Raw genomic sequence first — 16,205 nt, 5'->3', positions numbered from 1 at the left:
GTCCCAAAATGTGCTGAAAAACTGAATAAATTCATATCTAATTGTTTGATTACTACAAATATACAAAAGTTATGATAAATTACGGATATTCATAAAAATTTAACTATAAAATATACTATTGCTATAATTCCTAATAACCAAATTAAGGTTATTAAAACATCCTTAAAACCAAATCCTAAATCTCCTTCTCTTTTGGTAGCTAATTGAAAAACCAAAACAATTGACAGGAAATATTCTAAAATAATTAATGCAATAACTGAAACAAAATAGATAATTATTTTTTTCATTAAATCTTTACTCCATCAATATAAACATTTTCCGCTTTCAAACTTCCTTGATTATAAAGAACATTCTGGAAATTACTTGTTTTAAAAGTTACAAAATCAGCTTTAAAACCTTCTGTCAATCTTCCTCTGTCTTCCAAACCTAGAGCAAACGCAGCACGAAAAGTAATTCCCGCCAAAACTTCAGCCGTTGTCAATTTTTCAAATGTTGCTAAGATTGATGCTTGCGTAATTAAATTTCCCATTGGTGCAGAACCGGGATTCCAGTCGCTTGCAATTGCCAATATTGCTCCGGCATCCAATAGTTTTCTTGCAGGAGTAAATTTTTCGCCCAAACCTAAACTTGCTCCCGGTAAAGCAGTAGCAACCGTGTCAGATTTTGCCAAAAACGCAATATCTTCATCAATAGTAGCTTCCAAATGGTCTGCAGATTTAGCACCCACTTCTACTGCGATTCTAGAACTTCCGGGAGTAAACTGATCCGCATGTACGGTAATATTAAAACCTAAATCCTTAGTTTTCAGCAAAAATACTTTGCTTTCCTCAGGTTGAAATGCCGATTTTTCAATAAAAATATCAACTCGTTTGGCTAATTTCTCTTCTTTTACTTTCGGAAGAATTTCATTTAAAATATAATTAAGATATTCTCCATTTGTTCCTTCAAAATCTCTCGGTTTCAAATGTGCAGACAGACATGTAGGAACCAAAGTAGCTTTTGTCTGCTCCTGAGCTTTCTTTATAATTCTAAGCATTTTCAGCTCATTTTCTACATCTAAACCATACCCGCTTTTTATTTCAATGGTGGTAATTCCCAAAGAAATTAAAAAATTGATTCTTTCAACTAAAGTTTTCAGCAATTCTTCTTCGGAAGCATTTCTTGTATGCAGAACCGAACTCCAGATCCCACCGCCGTTTTCGGCAATTTCCAGATAAGTTTTTCCGGCATTACGCATGGCAAAATCATTGGCTCTGTTACCTCCGAAACAGATATGGGTATGAGAATCTACAAAAGCAGGAAGCACAATCTGCTCCCCTTCTACTGTTTCTATTTCTATATTCTGATTCTCAGATTTCAGAGCTTCAAAATTTCCGATATGCAGAATTTTGCCGTTTTGAATTAAAATTCCGCCATCGGGTATAATTTCCAGCTGCTCGTCAGAAAGTTTTCCTCTTAAAGGAAGATGGGAAAGGGTTACAACCTGTTTGAATGGACCTATAAGTTTCATTGATTTATTTTAAAGCTAAAATTTGAGTAAAAATGATGCTATAACTTTTTAAAATTTTACTTGTAATACATTTCAAAACCGTTCTAAACTGATCATTTTTGTTTTTAAAATTTTCCTCTCAAAAATACTTAAAATATATCAATTTTATAAATCACAAATTCTGCTTGCAAATCTAAAGTTTAGTCTGCGTTAGAATTAATATTATTCTCAATTTAAAACTTAGCCTAAATTTCTTATCTTTACGGTAAATGAAACTGAATTAATGCCTGATTTTTTACATCCAGATAAAGACAATTATTCTGACGAGGAGCTTCTGCAGGAAGAAAAAATTCGCCCGCAGAGCTTCAAAGATTTTGCAGGACAGAGAAAAACGCTGGAAAATCTCGAAGTCTTTGTTACCGCCGCCAAAAGACGTGGTGGAGCACTTGATCATGTGCTTCTGCACGGTCCGCCAGGATTAGGAAAAACCACTTTAGCCAATATTATCGCCAATGAATTAGGAGTAAGCTGCAAAATTACCTCCGGTCCTGTTTTAGACAAACCTGGAAGTTTAGCCGGCTTACTGACGAATCTTGAGGAAAACGATGTGCTTTTCATTGATGAAATCCACAGGCTTTCCCCTGTTGTAGAAGAATATCTGTATTCTGCAATGGAAGATTATAAGATTGACATTATGCTGGAAACCGGTCCGAACGCAAGAAGTGTACAGATTGGCTTGAATCCTTTTACTTTAGTTGGAGCAACTACCAGAAGCGGAATGCTTACAAAGCCTATGCTGGCAAGATTTGGAATTCAAAGCAGGCTGGAATATTATACCATTGAATTATTATCAATGATAATCATCCGCAGTGCAAGGGTTTTAGGTGTAAAAATATATGAAGATGCGGCAATAGAAATCGCCAGAAGAAGCCGTGGAACGCCCAGAATTGCCAATGCACTTTTGAGAAGAGTTCGTGACTTTGCGGAAATCAAAGGAAATGGAGAAATTGAAATTGAGATTACCAAATATGCTTTAAACTCTTTGAATGTGGATGAATTTGGTCTGGACGAAATGGATAACAAAATTATGCGGGTAATGATCGAAAATTTCAAAGGAAAACCTGTGGGAATTTCTGCTTTAGCAACATCTATTGCAGAAAATCCTGAAACGCTGGAGGAAGTTTATGAACCGTTTCTTATTCAGGAAGGGTTTATCATCCGAACACCGAGAGGGCGTGAGGTGACGGAAAAAGCTTATAAGCATTTGAATATTGCTAAGCCAAAAAATCCGGGAGAATTATTCTGATAAATTTCTATAAAACACAAAACATTTAAACTAAAATATATAAAATATGAAACTATACCCGATCCAATGCGGAAAATTTAAGCTTGACGGCGGAGCTATGTTCGGAGTCGTCCCGAAGAGTCTGTGGGAAAAAACCAACCCTGCAGACGAAAGAAATTTAATTGAACTCGGAACAAGATCTTTGCTTGTAGAAGACGGCAAAAAACTCATTTTAATCGACTGTGGTCTTGGAAATAAGCAGGACGAAAAATTCTTTGGTCATTATTCTCTTTGGGGAGATGATACTTTAGATAATAATTTAAAAAAGTATGGTTTTGTGAGAGATGATATTACCGATGTCTTCTTAACGCACCTCCATTTTGATCATTGCGGTGGAGCTATTGAATGGAATGACGATAAATCCGGATACAGACCAGCCTTTAAAAATGCTCATTTCTGGACGAATGAAAACCATTGGCAATGGGCAACTGAGCCCAATGCAAGAGAAAAAGCAAGTTTTCTGAAGGAAAACATCATCCCAATTCAGGAAAGCGGACAGCTGAATTTTTTACCGCTTCCAACCAACGGAAATTATGGTTTTGCTCCGGATTTGAAAATGGATGTAATATTTGTGGATGGTCATACAGAAAAACAGATGCTTCCGGTAATTCAATATCAGGAAAAAACGATAGTATTTGCAGCAGATTTAATTCCGACAACCGGGCATATTCCTCAGGTTTATGTAATGGGTTATGATACAAGACCTCTTTTAACCATTGAAGAAAAGGCGAAATTCCTGAAACAATGCGTTGATAATGATTATCTTCTGTTTTTTGAACACGATGCACATAACGAACTTGCAAGTCTGAAAATGACCGAAAAAGGAGTTCGTCTGGATCAGACTTTCACATTTAACGATGTTTTTGGATATTGATTTTGATTATGGAAGAAATACATTCAGAAAATCAGAAAAGTGAGCCAGATCCCTTATCTGCTTCCAAAATAATTGGTTTAACAGGAGGAATTGGTTCAGGAAAAACTACAGTGGCAAAGTTCATTGAAAATTGTGGTTTTCCGGTATATTATTCAGATGACCGTGCAAAAGAAATCGTGAATGATAATGATGATTTAAAATCAAAAATAAAAGAACTTTTAGGGGAAGAATCTTACCTACAAAACGGATTATACAATCGTAAATTTGTTGCTGAAAAGGTATTTAATGATAAAGAACTTCTTCAGCAATTAAATGAGATTATTCATCCCGCTGTGCGTATTGATTTTGAAGAATGGGTAAATAAGCAAACCCAATATTTAATCTTTAAAGAAACCGCTTTATTATTTGAATTAAAACTGGATAAGCAGTGTTATCAATCTATTTTAGTGACCGCCGAAGATAATATCAGAATAAAAAGAGTGATGGATCGTGACGGTAAAACTTATCGAGAAGTACAGTCTGTCATGGAAAAACAAATGCCTGAAAGGGAAAAAATTAAAATAGCAGATTTTGTAATTTATAATAATACTGGTCTGGATGATTTAAAAGATCAAACCGAAAAAATTATTTTTGAGATTGAGTAATTTTTTTACAAATAGCAATTGATATTTTCAGTGGCTTTTTAATTTTTCTTGATATGATAACAAAAAAATAAGCTCTCATTTCTGAGAGCTTATTCTATTTTAAGATGATTTATTATTCTTTAATAAATTTCTTCTGAGCTGTACCCTTAACATCATCAATGTCGATTACATACATTCCGTTAATTAATCTGCTTACATCTATCTTATTGTTTAAGATGATTCCACTTGAAATTAACTGACCAGCAGCACTATAAATTTTATAATTTGCTTTTTTACTGATGTTTTTAACATTCAGTACCGTTTTAACAGGGTTTGGATAGATAAGAATATCTGTCTGATTGATAGCATTATCAACCGGCAACTTAGAAATTCTAACTACATAATCTTCTACCTCTCCGCTGGCAAAACTTGTACAGTTAACCGGGATAGCTCCTTTTGCCATGGCAACTCTCATTATGACATACTTATAATCTGTCATACTAACAAATGCATTTGCAGGAACCGTAAATGTAGCCGATGCTGTAGCATTAGAGTTAGGACCGTCAGCTAAAATTCTCTCATTTAAATCGAATTCTCCATTTCTATTGAAATCAATCCATACCGCTAATCCAGAGTCAGAAGCTAAAGTTTTATTAATAACAATCTGATTACCTGTTGAACCTTGAATTAATTCAATAAAGGTTTTAGGATCTGAATTAAAGAAAGTATACGTGGAAGCATTAGAAGCATTAGTCATTACAGGCTTACCTGTTGGGGTTACTTTTACCTGCGAAATATATTCGGTAGTTGAACTTCCTGCTGAAACTGGACAATAGGTAACAGTAGGTGTTGTAAAATAGTAAGGAGGTGTATAATTACCTGGCGTACCACTACAAACGTTAGCAACCTGCATTTCATATTTGGTTAATTCCAACAAACCAGTAATTGTATAGGTATTTGTATTTACCGTTACTGTAGTCCAGCTTGGAATTCCAACTTTTCTATATCTCAAAATATAAGATCCTGTAGATCCCTGACCTGTAAATGCATCCCACACAACCTCTGCTGTTGTAGGGTTCAACTGAGTAATAGTAAGTCCTGGAGGTGGTACTTCACATAATCTTATCGTAGTGAACACCTGAGGATTTGACCACTGATTTGGATTTGTTTCCCCAACGCAGACATTAGCAACCTGAACTTCATACGTTACAAATGAACTTAATCCGTTAAGAGTAATTGAATTTGCAGGAGGAAGTGGTGCAGTAGGAGTAATCCAAGTTGGAGAACCTACTGGTCTGTATCTGATTACATATGTTGCACTAGGAACTAATGGATTCCAAGTAACCACTGCTGAATTTGCTGTAACATTGCTTACAACAACAGTTGGAGGATTAGGATCACATCTTGTCGTGAATGATCTAACAGGTGTGAAAGTACCATTTGTAGAGCCACAACGTGCCGCAATCTGAACCTCATATTGTGTAGCAGGAGTAAGACCTGTTAATTGATATGGCGGCACACCACTTACTGAAGATATTGAAATTGATGTCCATGCAGACGCAGGATTGGTGACAGGTCTGTATTGGATCACATAATTTAAGTTATTTGCAGCAGGTGTCCATGTTATATTGGCAGTAGTATGCGTAATGGTATTGAAAGTAGGAGTACCCGGTTGAGCATTACTACATGGTCTCAATTTTACCGCATAATCCTCTACTTCACCATCTACCGGACCTGTACACATAACTGGAGCACTTCCTTTTCTTAGAGCTACTCTCATCGTTGTAGTATATGGTCCTGTATAAACATTTGTTGAAGGCACATTAAATGTTGCTGTTACTGGCGTAGTAGTATTAGATGGAGAAATTAAAATTCTCTCATTAATATTATCAAATACTCCATTTCTGTCATAATCGATCCAAGCAGTAACTGCATCAGCATTGGTAGAGGTAGCCCAAGCTTTTCCTACTGAAATCTGATTTCCTACCGATCCAATTTCCAAGTTAATAACCGGAGTGGTATAACTTGCATAATTCGTTTGAAGTGTTGTATTACTTACAACAGGTAAGTTAATAGGTGTAACGGTTACATTAGAAATGTAGTCGTTAGACCCTGTACCTATCATTGTACAATAGGTTAAAGGAGGAGTTGTAAAGTTTGTAGTAGAACCAAAAGATCCTGAAGTACCATTACAAATCGTCTGAACCTGAACCTGATAAGTAGTTTGTTCTGTTAAACCAGTTATTGTATAAAAACTCTGACCGGTTGGTGTACCTGTAGGCAAAGCTTGACCTGTTGCCGATGGTAACCATGGTCCGTTAGGATTAAGTCTCCATCTTATTACATAATTTGCTCCAGATGTAGGAGTCCATGACACAATAGCAGTACTTTCGTTAGGAGTAGTTACATTGAGAGGAGTTGGAGAAGCAGTTGTACACGGCTGTAAATCTACAAGCTTAACATTATAATCTTCAACTTCGCCATAAGAGAACGCTCCACAAGGAGTAGGAACATCACTCTCTCTTAAAATAACTCTCATTCTTACAGGAAGGTTACCCATATAAGCCCCTTGTGCGGCTGTTCCAGGTACCGTAAATGTACCGTTCACTAATAGAGTTTGATTTGATGGTGAATCTAATACTCTTTCTCCACCAGGTGTTCCTATAGGATTATCATTAAAAATACCATCTCTGTTAAAATCAATCCAAGCTCTTGCAGAAGCACTCCAAAGAAAACTTGGGTATGTTTTTGTTACTGAAATAGAATTGTTTGAAGTACCTCTATATAATGTAATAAGTCTTGTAGGGTCTGTAGTATAATCCGTGTAAAAAGGTGGCGGTGTAGTAGAATTACTTACCATAGGAGTTCCTCCTGTAGGATTTACAGTTACATTCGAAATATATTCATAAACTGTTGAAATATATGTCGGAGCAGAAGTACAATATGCTAACGCAGGAGTAGTAAAGGGTACGGCTGTAGAAAATGCTCCCTGACTGCCTCCACAAATTGTAGCCATTTCTACTTCGTATGCAGTACTTTCAGTAAGACCGGGAATAGTATAACTATTGGCTAAAGGTGTTGTAATGTTTACAGTAGTCCAAGTTCCTCCTGGAGTGGTTCTATATCTCAAAACATAGGTAGCTCCAATAGCAGGATTCCAACTTACAACAGCGGATGTTGATGTTAAACCTCCCACAGCTATACCAGTTGGAGGAGCAGTTGTACAAGGTTGTAAATTGAACGCCGTGAATTGTAATCTTGGAATTCCAGTTTCTCTTCTCATAGCTGTAGGCGGGGAAACCGGATTAGGATTTGTACTGTCACTATAATATAAAATTCCTCTATTGGAACCTGTATTATATGTTCCCCAACTTTGTGTACAAGAGTAGTTAGGAGAATTTTCGTCCACAGCAATTACCAAATTACTTGTACCATCCCAAACAAAAGGAGTTGTTAGTGGAATAGTTACCCATGCACCATTAGTCATTGTAGGAAGTGTGCCTGAGTATACTTGCTGCATATTTGCAACCGGTACCCAACTTGTGGTGGTAGCAAAATCATTCTGTGCAGTATTCCCCATGTAAACAACCCATTGGTTATAATTCGCTTGTGTAGAAGCAGTTGTAGACACATAGAACTTAATAGCAGTAATATATGTATTTGCTCCCACTGCAGTTGTCATTTCTGCTGCTGTATATATTTGCTGAGAATAATTATATCCATAGCAAGAATATATGGGGAGATAACTACTTGTTTGTGTACCTCCTCCAATTTGAAAGGTTTGCGCTCTTATATTTCCTAGAAAGGCAAACATAAAAGCCAACGTGAATAAAAGTTTCTTCATATTATTAAAATATTTAATCCTTTAGGATATTTGAAATGAAACAAGGTTTACAGATTTGATTATAATGATTATTAGCCTACTGTCTTAGAAAGGTTAACAATCTTTTACTTATTAATAATGATTACAAAAGATAGATTTAATGCATAGGCTTTTTAATTTTTGTTTTAAATACAAATCTAATAATTTTTTGCAATTATTCACGTATAAGTATTTATTTTTTTAATATAATGGTATCAATTCTAACATTCCGTTCTATATATAAAAAAAATCCCCAGAAATTATCTGAGGATTTTTAGCATTTAATATAAAAAATTTACTTCTTAATAAATTTCAATTTTTCTGAAATCTCTTTGTCTTTCACTGTAATAATATAAGCTCCTTTTACAAGTTCGCTAATTACAACTTTGTTTCCTTTAATTTCGCCAGTTTTAACTAACTGCCCCACTGCATTGTAAATATCGAATTTAGCATTACCCGAAACTTTTGTAATGTTTAAAACATCAGTAGCAGGATTTGGATAAATTTCCACCTTTTCAATTTTAGTTTCTCCTGTAGATAAAACAGTAATATTTACAGCTCTTTTTTGTATTGTACCAAAACTTGTTCCTTGGAAAACAAGATTATTTTGAGAATCTTTAAGATTATAATAACCTCCGGTATCATAAATACCATCTCCATAAGAATCATTTATTGTAAAAGTATAACATCCTGGAGCTAATGTCCATGTTTGAGTAATTAGCGAAGGTAGTGGACCTGTGGGTGAGCTATTTGAATATGGTCCTCCATTATAAAGTACAGCACCTGAAGAATTAGATAAATTCCAACTCGTTTCAGATCCATAATTATCTCTCTGTAATGTAAAAGTAAATGTACCTTGCTCTGCATTTACCGCTCCTGATCCTACAAAATATGTTGTAAAAGAATTGTTTGAAGCTCTTTGATCGGCAGACCCGTTAACTGTATTAACAGAAACAGTCATATTCCCAGTAGGCATAGTACCTGGAACATTTAATGTTACTAACGCATAACGACTAGGAGCTAAACTTCCAGTCCAATTGTATGTTTGAGTGTTTGTTCCTACACCATAAGTAATAACTGCCGAGGTCATTGTAGTATTTCCTCTATTATACAATGATATTTTAAACCTGTTGTGCATTTAGCACAAATTAATTTTTAACTTATTCAAACTTCTCTTGAAGACGAAAAAATTTAGATATTGAATCATGGTAAAAGAAGTTATTTTTGATACTATTCTTGTTGCCAAACCTTGAAAGGTTTTTGCGAGGTTAATATTTATTAAGAACTGTCCGCACAGTTGCGAAATATTGGTTTGTTCATGATTTAATTTTTTTTCAATGGTATTCACGATTGCTTCGCAGTTCAATCCTCTTTCTGATTTTTGATTTTTTCTTGGAAAATTCCACAAAATTATGCTGGTTTTTACGCATTGGAACCGAAAGATTTATCTTGGAATAGTTGAATAAATCCAGTTGGTATTCTTTGCTGATGTACCCTCTGTCGCCGATTAATAAACAGTTTTCAAAATTCTCCTGAATGTCGTGCAGATAGTTCACGTCGTGAACATTTGCAGGGGAAAAATCAAACGAGTGGAAGATTCCATTTTTGTCACAAACCGCATGAAGTTTATAGCCAAAATACCTAGATTTTTGTGCGGCACAATATCCATATGCAGGTTTGATCTCATCCGTGGAACAGATTGCAGAACGATTTGCCCGACTTATTTTACAGATTTCAATTGGCGTGGAATCCACAATAAAGACATCGGTGAAATCCGAAAACTTGCTGCTCAAGGTTTCTCTGATTTTTTCAATGTAGGGAAAAAGTTTTCTTTTCCTTTTATTGTAGACACTCCTTTCAATTCTTCCCTCCAAATCAGTCCCTGAAATGTATCTAAATAACTGTAGTTCAGAGTTAATAGACATATATTCTGCAGTGAGGTTGAGTGCCACAAGTTCCAAATCAGACATTTTTGGAAGCCTAATTTGCTTACTTGTAGTAATATATTTACAGGTGTTTGTCAATTCTTTTAAAATAATTTTGTAGTTTTGAATAAGATTGTTCATGTATTTAATAACTTGGTAATCAATTAAATATACGATTTTTTAATCAAATGGACAATCTTTTTTTTTTTAATTCCTAAATGCACAACAGGTAAAAAAATTAATAATTTTATAAGTTTAATACAGATAAAACACGAAATGAAGTTTATACTTAAAACAGCTGAAAATGATGCAAGACCTGTTTTTATAACCGGAAATTTTAACAACTGGAATCCTAAAGACTACAAATTTCAACTAGAAAAATCTGAGGACAATACCTACAACATAACAATCGATAATAATTTACTTCCGGAGATTATAGATTATAAATTCACCAAAGGAGGCTGGGAAAACGTAGAACTCGACAAATACGGAAGCATTACCCCAAACAGAAAAATAGAAACATCTTCTCATGAAACTGTAGATTTTGTTGAAAAATGGAGATTAAATTGGGGACCTTTTAAGGAAGAATTTTTCCCAATTGTAGAAATTATTTCAGAAGAATTTTACATTCCTCAGTTAGACCGTTACCGTAAGATTTGGGCTCTTTTACCTTACGATTATTATTTTTCAGAAAAAAACTACCCAGTTCTTTACCTTCAGGATGCTCAAAACTTATTTAATGAAGGCAGTCCTTATGGTAATTGGGAAATCGATAAAAAACTTTCCATACTTTCCGAATATGGTCGTGGTGAAGTTATTGTGATTGCTGTAGAACACGGAAGCGAAGACAGAATTAAAGAATATATTTTTGATAATGACCATGTTGCAAACGGTTCGGAAGGTAAAAAATACATTAGATTTATTACCGATACTTTAAAACCTTATGTTGATGCCCATTACCGAACTAAAAAAGACCGTGATCATACAGGAATTGGCGGAAGTTCTTTAGGTGGACTCATCAGTATTTATAGTGGTTTTTTATATCCTGAAGTATATTCTAAACTTCTTATTTTCTCTCCATCTCTGTGGGTTGAACCCAATAATAATTTCCCAATGATGAATTTTAGGACACCTTTTAAAACCAAGATTTATTTGTACGGCGGAGAAAAAGAAGGTTCAAAAATGGTAAAAAGAATAAAAATTTTCGAAAATTACCTTCGAAAATGGGAACAGAAAAACCTTTTCGATTTTGAATTTAAAATCAGCATTAATCCCGATGGTTCCCATAGCGAATTTTACTGGTCTCAGGAATTCCCAAGAGCTATTGAATGGCTTTTTTACAACAATACAGAAAACCCGGTGGAAGTAAAACCACATCAAGAACAAGAAACACAAAAATAAATTTAGTTATAATGAAATTATACAATAAAGTAGATAAACAATACAGCCAGATATTCGAACTTTTCACAGAAGAATCATGGAAAAACAATTCCAAAAAATACAATAAAAATACTGTCCATTTTTTTTCCGGGAAAAAGAATGAAGTATTTGTACAAACTAATGAAGAAAGTATTATTTACTTCATTGGCTTAGGAAAAGAAAATTCAGAAAACTTTGAATTTCAACAAGTCGGAATGAAATTTTCTCAATCACATAAAAAAAACATTCAGTCTGTAAAAACACTTCTAAGTGCCGATTTTATTTTAGAAAAACAATTTGAAGAATTTTTTAAAGGACTTTACTTAGGGACTTACCACTATCCGTTTGAAGAAAATCATCCGTTTTGGAAAGATGCTTTCGAATTGCATTTCAGCAACATCAGTCAGAAAAAACTAGATAAGATTTCAGAAAGAACCTCAGCGATTTGCGAAGGTCAGTTTGCCTGTCAGGAATGGCTCAACAAACCTGCGAACTTTAAAAAGCCGGATATGCTGAGTGATTTTTTAAAAAATACAGCAAAAAAATACAATCTGAAATACACATGTTTCAACAAAAAGAAATGTGAGAGTCTTGGTTTGGGAGCTTTTTTAGCTGTTAATCAGGGAAGTGCTTATGATGCCGCATTTACTATTCTGGAATACAAATCTTCAGAAAAAAACGCAAAAACCTTCGGATTCGTAGGTAAATGTGTACTTTTTGACACTGGAGGAATTTCCATTAAACCTTCAGACAATATGCATTATATGAAATCTGACATGGGTGGAGCAACCGCAGTAATTGGAGCACTTATTTATGCTTCAAAAATGCAGCTTCCAATAAACATTACGGCAATCCTACCTATTACCGATAATGCAGTTTCAGAAAATGCCTATCTTCCAAGTGATGTTATCACCGCTTACAACGGAAAAACTATAGAAGTTCTAAACACCGATGCAGAAGGAAGAATGACATTAGCAGACGGACTGTCTTATCTTACCAAAAATTACAAAACCGATGTTCTTATTGATCTGGCAACTCTTACCGGTAGTTCTGTAAGAATGTTTGGCGATACTTGCGGAGCAATGTTCTCCAACAATGAAGAGCTGAAAAATACACTGATTAAATCTGGAAACAAAACCAATCAAAGAGTTTGGAATTTACCACTTTGGGATATTTGGATGGAAGATTTTAAATCGGATGTTGCAGATTTTAAAAACATCTCCATGAAGCCTATAGGAGATTGCATTATAGCGGCAAAATTTCTAGAACAGTTTATAGAAAACCATCCCAATTGGGCACATCTGGATATTGCCGGAGTTGCATTTGGAAATGTAGGATATGCAAAAGAAAAGGCAGCAACTGGTTATGGCGTACAATTATTAGCGGATTTAATTGAAAATTATCATTAAAAATTAGTTTTTTTCAAAATTTCTCTGTATAATTGATTAGTAAATTTAAAAAAGCTTAGCAATTATTAAATTTTAACATTAAATAATTAACAAACAAAAGCTTTTATTTTTTATAATTTAACAAAATTTAAAAATCACTATATGAAGGAGAAAACCATCGTGTGTATTTCGTGCTATTACAAAGGATACGATTTTATGGACGAAATGAAAAATCTTGGCAATAAGATTATCCTCATTACTTCCGAAAATTTAAAAGAAAAAAATTGGCCTTGGCATGCAATAGATGAAGTTTTTTATATGCCAGAAGTAAAACCTTCGGTATGGAATCTCGATCATCTTATTCAGGGGTTTTCTCACTTAATGAAAAGCCGAAAAATAGATGCCGTAATCGCTCTCGACGATTATGATGTAGAAAAGGCAGCTCTCATAAGAGAAACCTTCCGAATTCCGGGAATGGGACAAACCACCCATCGTTATTTCCGGGATAAACTTGCCATGCGGCAAAAAGCAAAAGATTCAGGTATAAATGTACCAGAATTTACGGCTGTTTTTAACGATCAGGAAGTTCAGGATTTTACCGAAAAGGTTCCTGCTCCATGGGTTTTAAAACCAAGATCCGAAGCTTCTGCTTCTGGTATAAAAAAATTAAAATCTCAGGAAGAACTTTGGAATGCATTAGAAGAATTGGGTGAAGAGAGACATTTGTTCCTTTTAGAAAGCTTCAAACCAGGAGATGTTTATCATGTTGACAGTTTAACTTTCAATAAAGAAATTGTATTTACCTCAGCTTCAAAATACCTTGCTCCACCGATGCAGGTTTCACATGAAGGCGGGGTTTTCAGGACAAAAACACTGGGCAGATATTCCGATGAATTTAAAGCTTTGGAAGAGGTTAACGCTAAAGTTTTATTAAGCTTCGGGCTTCTAAATGGGGCTACTCATACCGAATTCATTAGAAATAGAGAAGATGGAAAGTGGTATTTTTTAGAAACTTCATCGCGGGTTGGTGGAGCTCATATTCCAGACTTGGTAGAAGCATCCAGCAACATCAATATTTGGAGAGAATGGGCAAAAATAGAAGATGCATTACTAAAAGGTAAAAATTACGAAGTTGCCAAACCAACAAGTTATTACTCAGGATTAATTGTAGCATTAATAAAGGATATTTCACCAAATTACAGTGATTTTGAATGTGAAGAAGCGGTAAAGTTTATTCCGATAGATTATCATGTGGGAATTGTTTACAAGTCTAAAGATGCTCATGTCGTGCAGGAAAGATTAGATTTTGCAGCAGAAAAAATTCAACTAGAGATGCTTAATATTCTTCCTCCAAAAGATAAACCGAGCTCTTAGAATTAATTTAGAAATTAACTTAACACAACTATTTATTAAGACACATTTTAAAAAAAATTTAAATGCCAAAAATAGAACATACAGATTATTATTCTCATATATTAGGAACAAGCCTAAAAGTAGAAGTTACAGGACATTACGGTTATCCGATAATCATGTTTCCGACTTCGCAGGGTTTATATACTCAAAATCACGACTTTCATCTGAACAGCAGCATTAATTATTTTGTTGAACAGGGTAAAGTAAAGCTGTATAATATTCAGACCATTGATGCATGGAGTTTTTACGATGAAAATATTTCGCCTCAGCAAAGAATCAGAAATTACGAAAAATATGTACAGTTTTTAATTCAGGAGTTTGTTCCTTACATTCAAAAGATGCATCAATCCCATAGAGTTGCTGTTGCGGGAGCAAGTTTCGGAGGTTATCATGCTGCCAATTTTGCATTCAGATTTCCTGATGTTGTATCTCATTTATTTTGTCTTTCCGGTGCATTCAGTATCAGAAATTTCATGGATGGATATTCGGACGAGCTCGTTTATTTTAACTGCCCGAGAGAATTTGTAAGAAACGACGAAGCTTGGAAGTACAAACACATGCACATTGTTCTAAGCACATCAGACGAAGATATTTGCAGAGATAAAAATGTAGAAATGGCAGAAATTTTATCTTCTAAAGGAATCAATTTTTGGTACGACGAAAAAAAATGGATCAACCACGACTGGCCTTTATGGAGAATGACTTTTCCTATTTACATTGAAGCTTTTTTTAATTAATTTAACACACAACAACCAAGAGAAATGGGTTTATTTGATAGACTTAAACAGGAATTTATTGATATTATAGAATGGACGGATAATTCCCAGAATACCATAGTATGGAAATTTCCGAGATTCAATAACGAAATTAAAATGAATGCGAAACTCACTGTAAGAGAATCGCAGCAAGCAGTTTTTTTTAATGAAGGAACAATAGCAGATGTTTTCAACCCGGGAATGTACACTTTACAGACCCAGAATATGCCAATTTTGGCTACTTTAAAAGGTTGGAAATACGGTTTTGAAAGTCCTTTTAAAGCAGATGTATTTTTTGTAAACACCAAACAGTTCATCGATCAGAAATGGGGGACAAAAAATGCCATTGTGCTTAATGACGACCGATTTGGAATGATTGAGCTGAGATCTTTCGGAACTTTTGCTTTCAAGGTTATTGATGCAGGAAAATTCATCAAAGAAATTGCAGGAACCAACGACACTTACGAAACCGAAGACGTTATAGGACAGTTAAAAAGCATTATCGTTACCAAATTTTCTTCCGCTATTGGAGACGGAAGTATTCCTATTGATAAATTCGCTGCCAATCTTGAAGATTTATCGGGAATTTGTCAGACAAAATTAAATGATGAATTTGCAAGTTACGGTTTAGAAATTACCAAATTTTTAATTGAAAATGTTTCTATGCCGGAAGATCTTAAAAAAGAAATTTTTGAATATTCCAGATTAAACAAATTGGATATGCAGAAACTTTCTCAATTTAAAGCTGCACAAAGTATAGAAATTGCAGCAGCCAATGAGGGCGGACTTGCAGGGATTGGTGCAGGAATTGGTGTAGGAAATGCAATGGCTGGAGTTTTCACTCAGAATCAGACATCTTCTGCAGTTCAGTCTGCTCCTCCACCATTACCTTCTTCTGCACAATATTTTGTGGCGGTGAACGGACAGCAGACTGGTCCTTTCGCTCTAGATCAGCTCTTGCCTTTGGTACAAAACGGAAGTCTTTCTGCAACCACACAGGTTTGGAAAAATGGAATGGCAAATTGGGATTCAGCAAATAGTTTAGATGAACTCAAAAATCTTTTTGCCAACACACCACCACCTTTACATAATTAAAAAAGAAGAAATACAGA

The 16,205-nt window shown here is 34.8% G+C and carries 11 protein-coding genes and 1 pseudogene; 8 read left to right on the top strand and 4 right to left on the bottom strand.

The features are described 5' to 3' along the window. Positions 1-286 precede the first annotated feature (286 nt). Positions 287-1,510, bottom strand: a complete 1,224-nt coding sequence (gene hutI, locus IV513_RS08685; RefSeq protein ID WP_209390185.1) for an imidazolonepropionase — start codon at positions 1,508-1,510, stop codon at positions 287-289. Between the two features lie 262 nt (positions 1,511-1,772). Between hutI and ruvB the strand changes: the two genes are divergently transcribed. The 3 genes from ruvB to coaE are packed head-to-tail and all read left to right on the top strand — an operon-like array spanning position 1,773 to position 4,352. Next, positions 1,773-2,795 carry a Holliday junction branch migration DNA helicase RuvB gene (ruvB, locus tag IV513_RS08680; protein ID WP_209390184.1) on the top strand — a complete coding sequence of 341 codons (1,023 nt, stop codon included), beginning with the start codon at positions 1,773-1,775 and terminating at the stop codon, positions 2,793-2,795. Positions 2,796-2,841: 46 nt separating this feature from the next. Continuing rightward, the gene (locus tag IV513_RS08675) at positions 2,842-3,708 is read left to right on the top strand and encodes an MBL fold metallo-hydrolase (RefSeq protein WP_209390183.1); all 867 of its coding nucleotides are present in this window, start codon (positions 2,842-2,844) and stop codon (positions 3,706-3,708) included. A gap of 8 nt (positions 3,709-3,716) precedes the next feature. After that, positions 3,717-4,352, top strand: a complete 636-nt coding sequence (gene coaE, locus IV513_RS08670; protein ID WP_209390182.1) for a dephospho-CoA kinase — start codon at positions 3,717-3,719, stop codon at positions 4,350-4,352. A gap of 112 nt (positions 4,353-4,464) precedes the next feature. On the opposite strand, the gene IV513_RS08665 is transcribed toward coaE, so the two are convergent. The 3 genes and pseudogenes from IV513_RS08665 to IV513_RS08655 all read right to left on the bottom strand — a co-directional run bounded on the left by IV513_RS08665 (position 4,465) and on the right by IV513_RS08655 (position 10,259). Beyond that, positions 4,465-8,175, bottom strand: a complete 3,711-nt coding sequence (locus IV513_RS08665) for a GEVED domain-containing protein (protein ID WP_209390181.1) — start codon at positions 8,173-8,175, stop codon at positions 4,465-4,467. Positions 8,176-8,488: 313 nt separating this feature from the next. Continuing rightward, positions 8,489-9,331, bottom strand: a complete 843-nt coding sequence (locus tag IV513_RS08660; RefSeq protein WP_209390180.1) for a T9SS type A sorting domain-containing protein — start codon at positions 9,329-9,331, stop codon at positions 8,489-8,491. Continuing rightward, positions 9,332-10,259, bottom strand: a pseudogene (locus IV513_RS08655) (IS982 family transposase). Positions 10,260-10,394: 135 nt separating this feature from the next. Between IV513_RS08655 and IV513_RS08650 the strand changes: the two are divergent. The 5 genes from IV513_RS08650 (at position 10,395) to IV513_RS08630 (ending at position 16,188) form a co-directional block, all read left to right on the top strand. Then, complete coding sequence (locus tag IV513_RS08650; RefSeq protein WP_209390179.1) at positions 10,395-11,519, top strand: alpha/beta hydrolase; 1,125 nt, start codon at positions 10,395-10,397, stop codon at positions 11,517-11,519. Positions 11,520-11,530: 11 nt separating this feature from the next. Next, a complete protein-coding gene (locus tag IV513_RS08645; protein WP_209390178.1) occupies positions 11,531-12,946 on the top strand; it encodes a M17 family metallopeptidase in 1,416 nt (471 codons plus the stop codon). Between the two features lie 141 nt (positions 12,947-13,087). Continuing rightward, positions 13,088-14,299 carry an acetyl-CoA carboxylase biotin carboxylase subunit family protein gene (locus tag IV513_RS08640; RefSeq protein WP_209390177.1) on the top strand — a complete coding sequence of 404 codons (1,212 nt, stop codon included), beginning with the start codon at positions 13,088-13,090 and terminating at the stop codon, positions 14,297-14,299. Positions 14,300-14,361: 62 nt separating this feature from the next. Continuing rightward, positions 14,362-15,075, top strand: coding sequence for an alpha/beta hydrolase-fold protein (locus tag IV513_RS08635; protein WP_209390176.1), 714 nt, complete (start codon positions 14,362-14,364; stop codon positions 15,073-15,075). A gap of 24 nt (positions 15,076-15,099) precedes the next feature. Further along, entirely contained in the window at positions 15,100-16,188 is a 1,089-nt protein-coding gene (locus tag IV513_RS08630; protein WP_209390175.1) for an SPFH domain-containing protein, read from the top strand. The last annotated feature ends 17 nt before the right edge of the window (positions 16,189-16,205 follow it).

It is taken from the genome of Chryseobacterium sp. RR2-3-20, assembly GCF_017808115.1.
Classification (GTDB): domain Bacteria; phylum Bacteroidota; class Bacteroidia; order Flavobacteriales; family Weeksellaceae; genus Chryseobacterium; species Chryseobacterium oryzae.
This window is presented reverse-complemented; position numbering and strand designations above follow the sequence as displayed.

Bases quoted from the DNA above. Each gene is read 5' to 3' on its own strand.
- hutI (WP_209390185.1), bottom strand. From the start codon at position 1,510: ATGAAACTTATAGGTCCATTCAAACAGGTTGTAACCCTTTCCCATCTT.
- coaE (WP_209390182.1), top strand. From the start codon at position 3,717: ATGGAAGAAATACATTCAGAAAATCAGAAAAGTGAGCCAGATCCCTTA.
- IV513_RS08675 (WP_209390183.1), top strand. From the start codon at position 2,842: ATGAAACTATACCCGATCCAATGCGGAAAATTTAAGCTTGACGGCGGA.
- IV513_RS08630 (WP_209390175.1), top strand. From the start codon at position 15,100: ATGGGTTTATTTGATAGACTTAAACAGGAATTTATTGATATTATAGAA.
- IV513_RS08635 (WP_209390176.1), top strand. From the start codon at position 14,362: ATGCCAAAAATAGAACATACAGATTATTATTCTCATATATTAGGAACA.
- IV513_RS08660 (WP_209390180.1), bottom strand. From the start codon at position 9,331: ATGCACAACAGGTTTAAAATATCATTGTATAATAGAGGAAATACTACA.
- IV513_RS08665 (WP_209390181.1), bottom strand. From the start codon at position 8,175: ATGAAGAAACTTTTATTCACGTTGGCTTTTATGTTTGCCTTTCTAGGA.
- IV513_RS08645 (WP_209390178.1), top strand. From the start codon at position 11,531: ATGAAATTATACAATAAAGTAGATAAACAATACAGCCAGATATTCGAA.
- IV513_RS08640 (WP_209390177.1), top strand. From the start codon at position 13,088: ATGAAGGAGAAAACCATCGTGTGTATTTCGTGCTATTACAAAGGATAC.
- ruvB (WP_209390184.1), top strand. From the start codon at position 1,773: ATGCCTGATTTTTTACATCCAGATAAAGACAATTATTCTGACGAGGAG.
- IV513_RS08650 (WP_209390179.1), top strand. From the start codon at position 10,395: ATGAAGTTTATACTTAAAACAGCTGAAAATGATGCAAGACCTGTTTTT.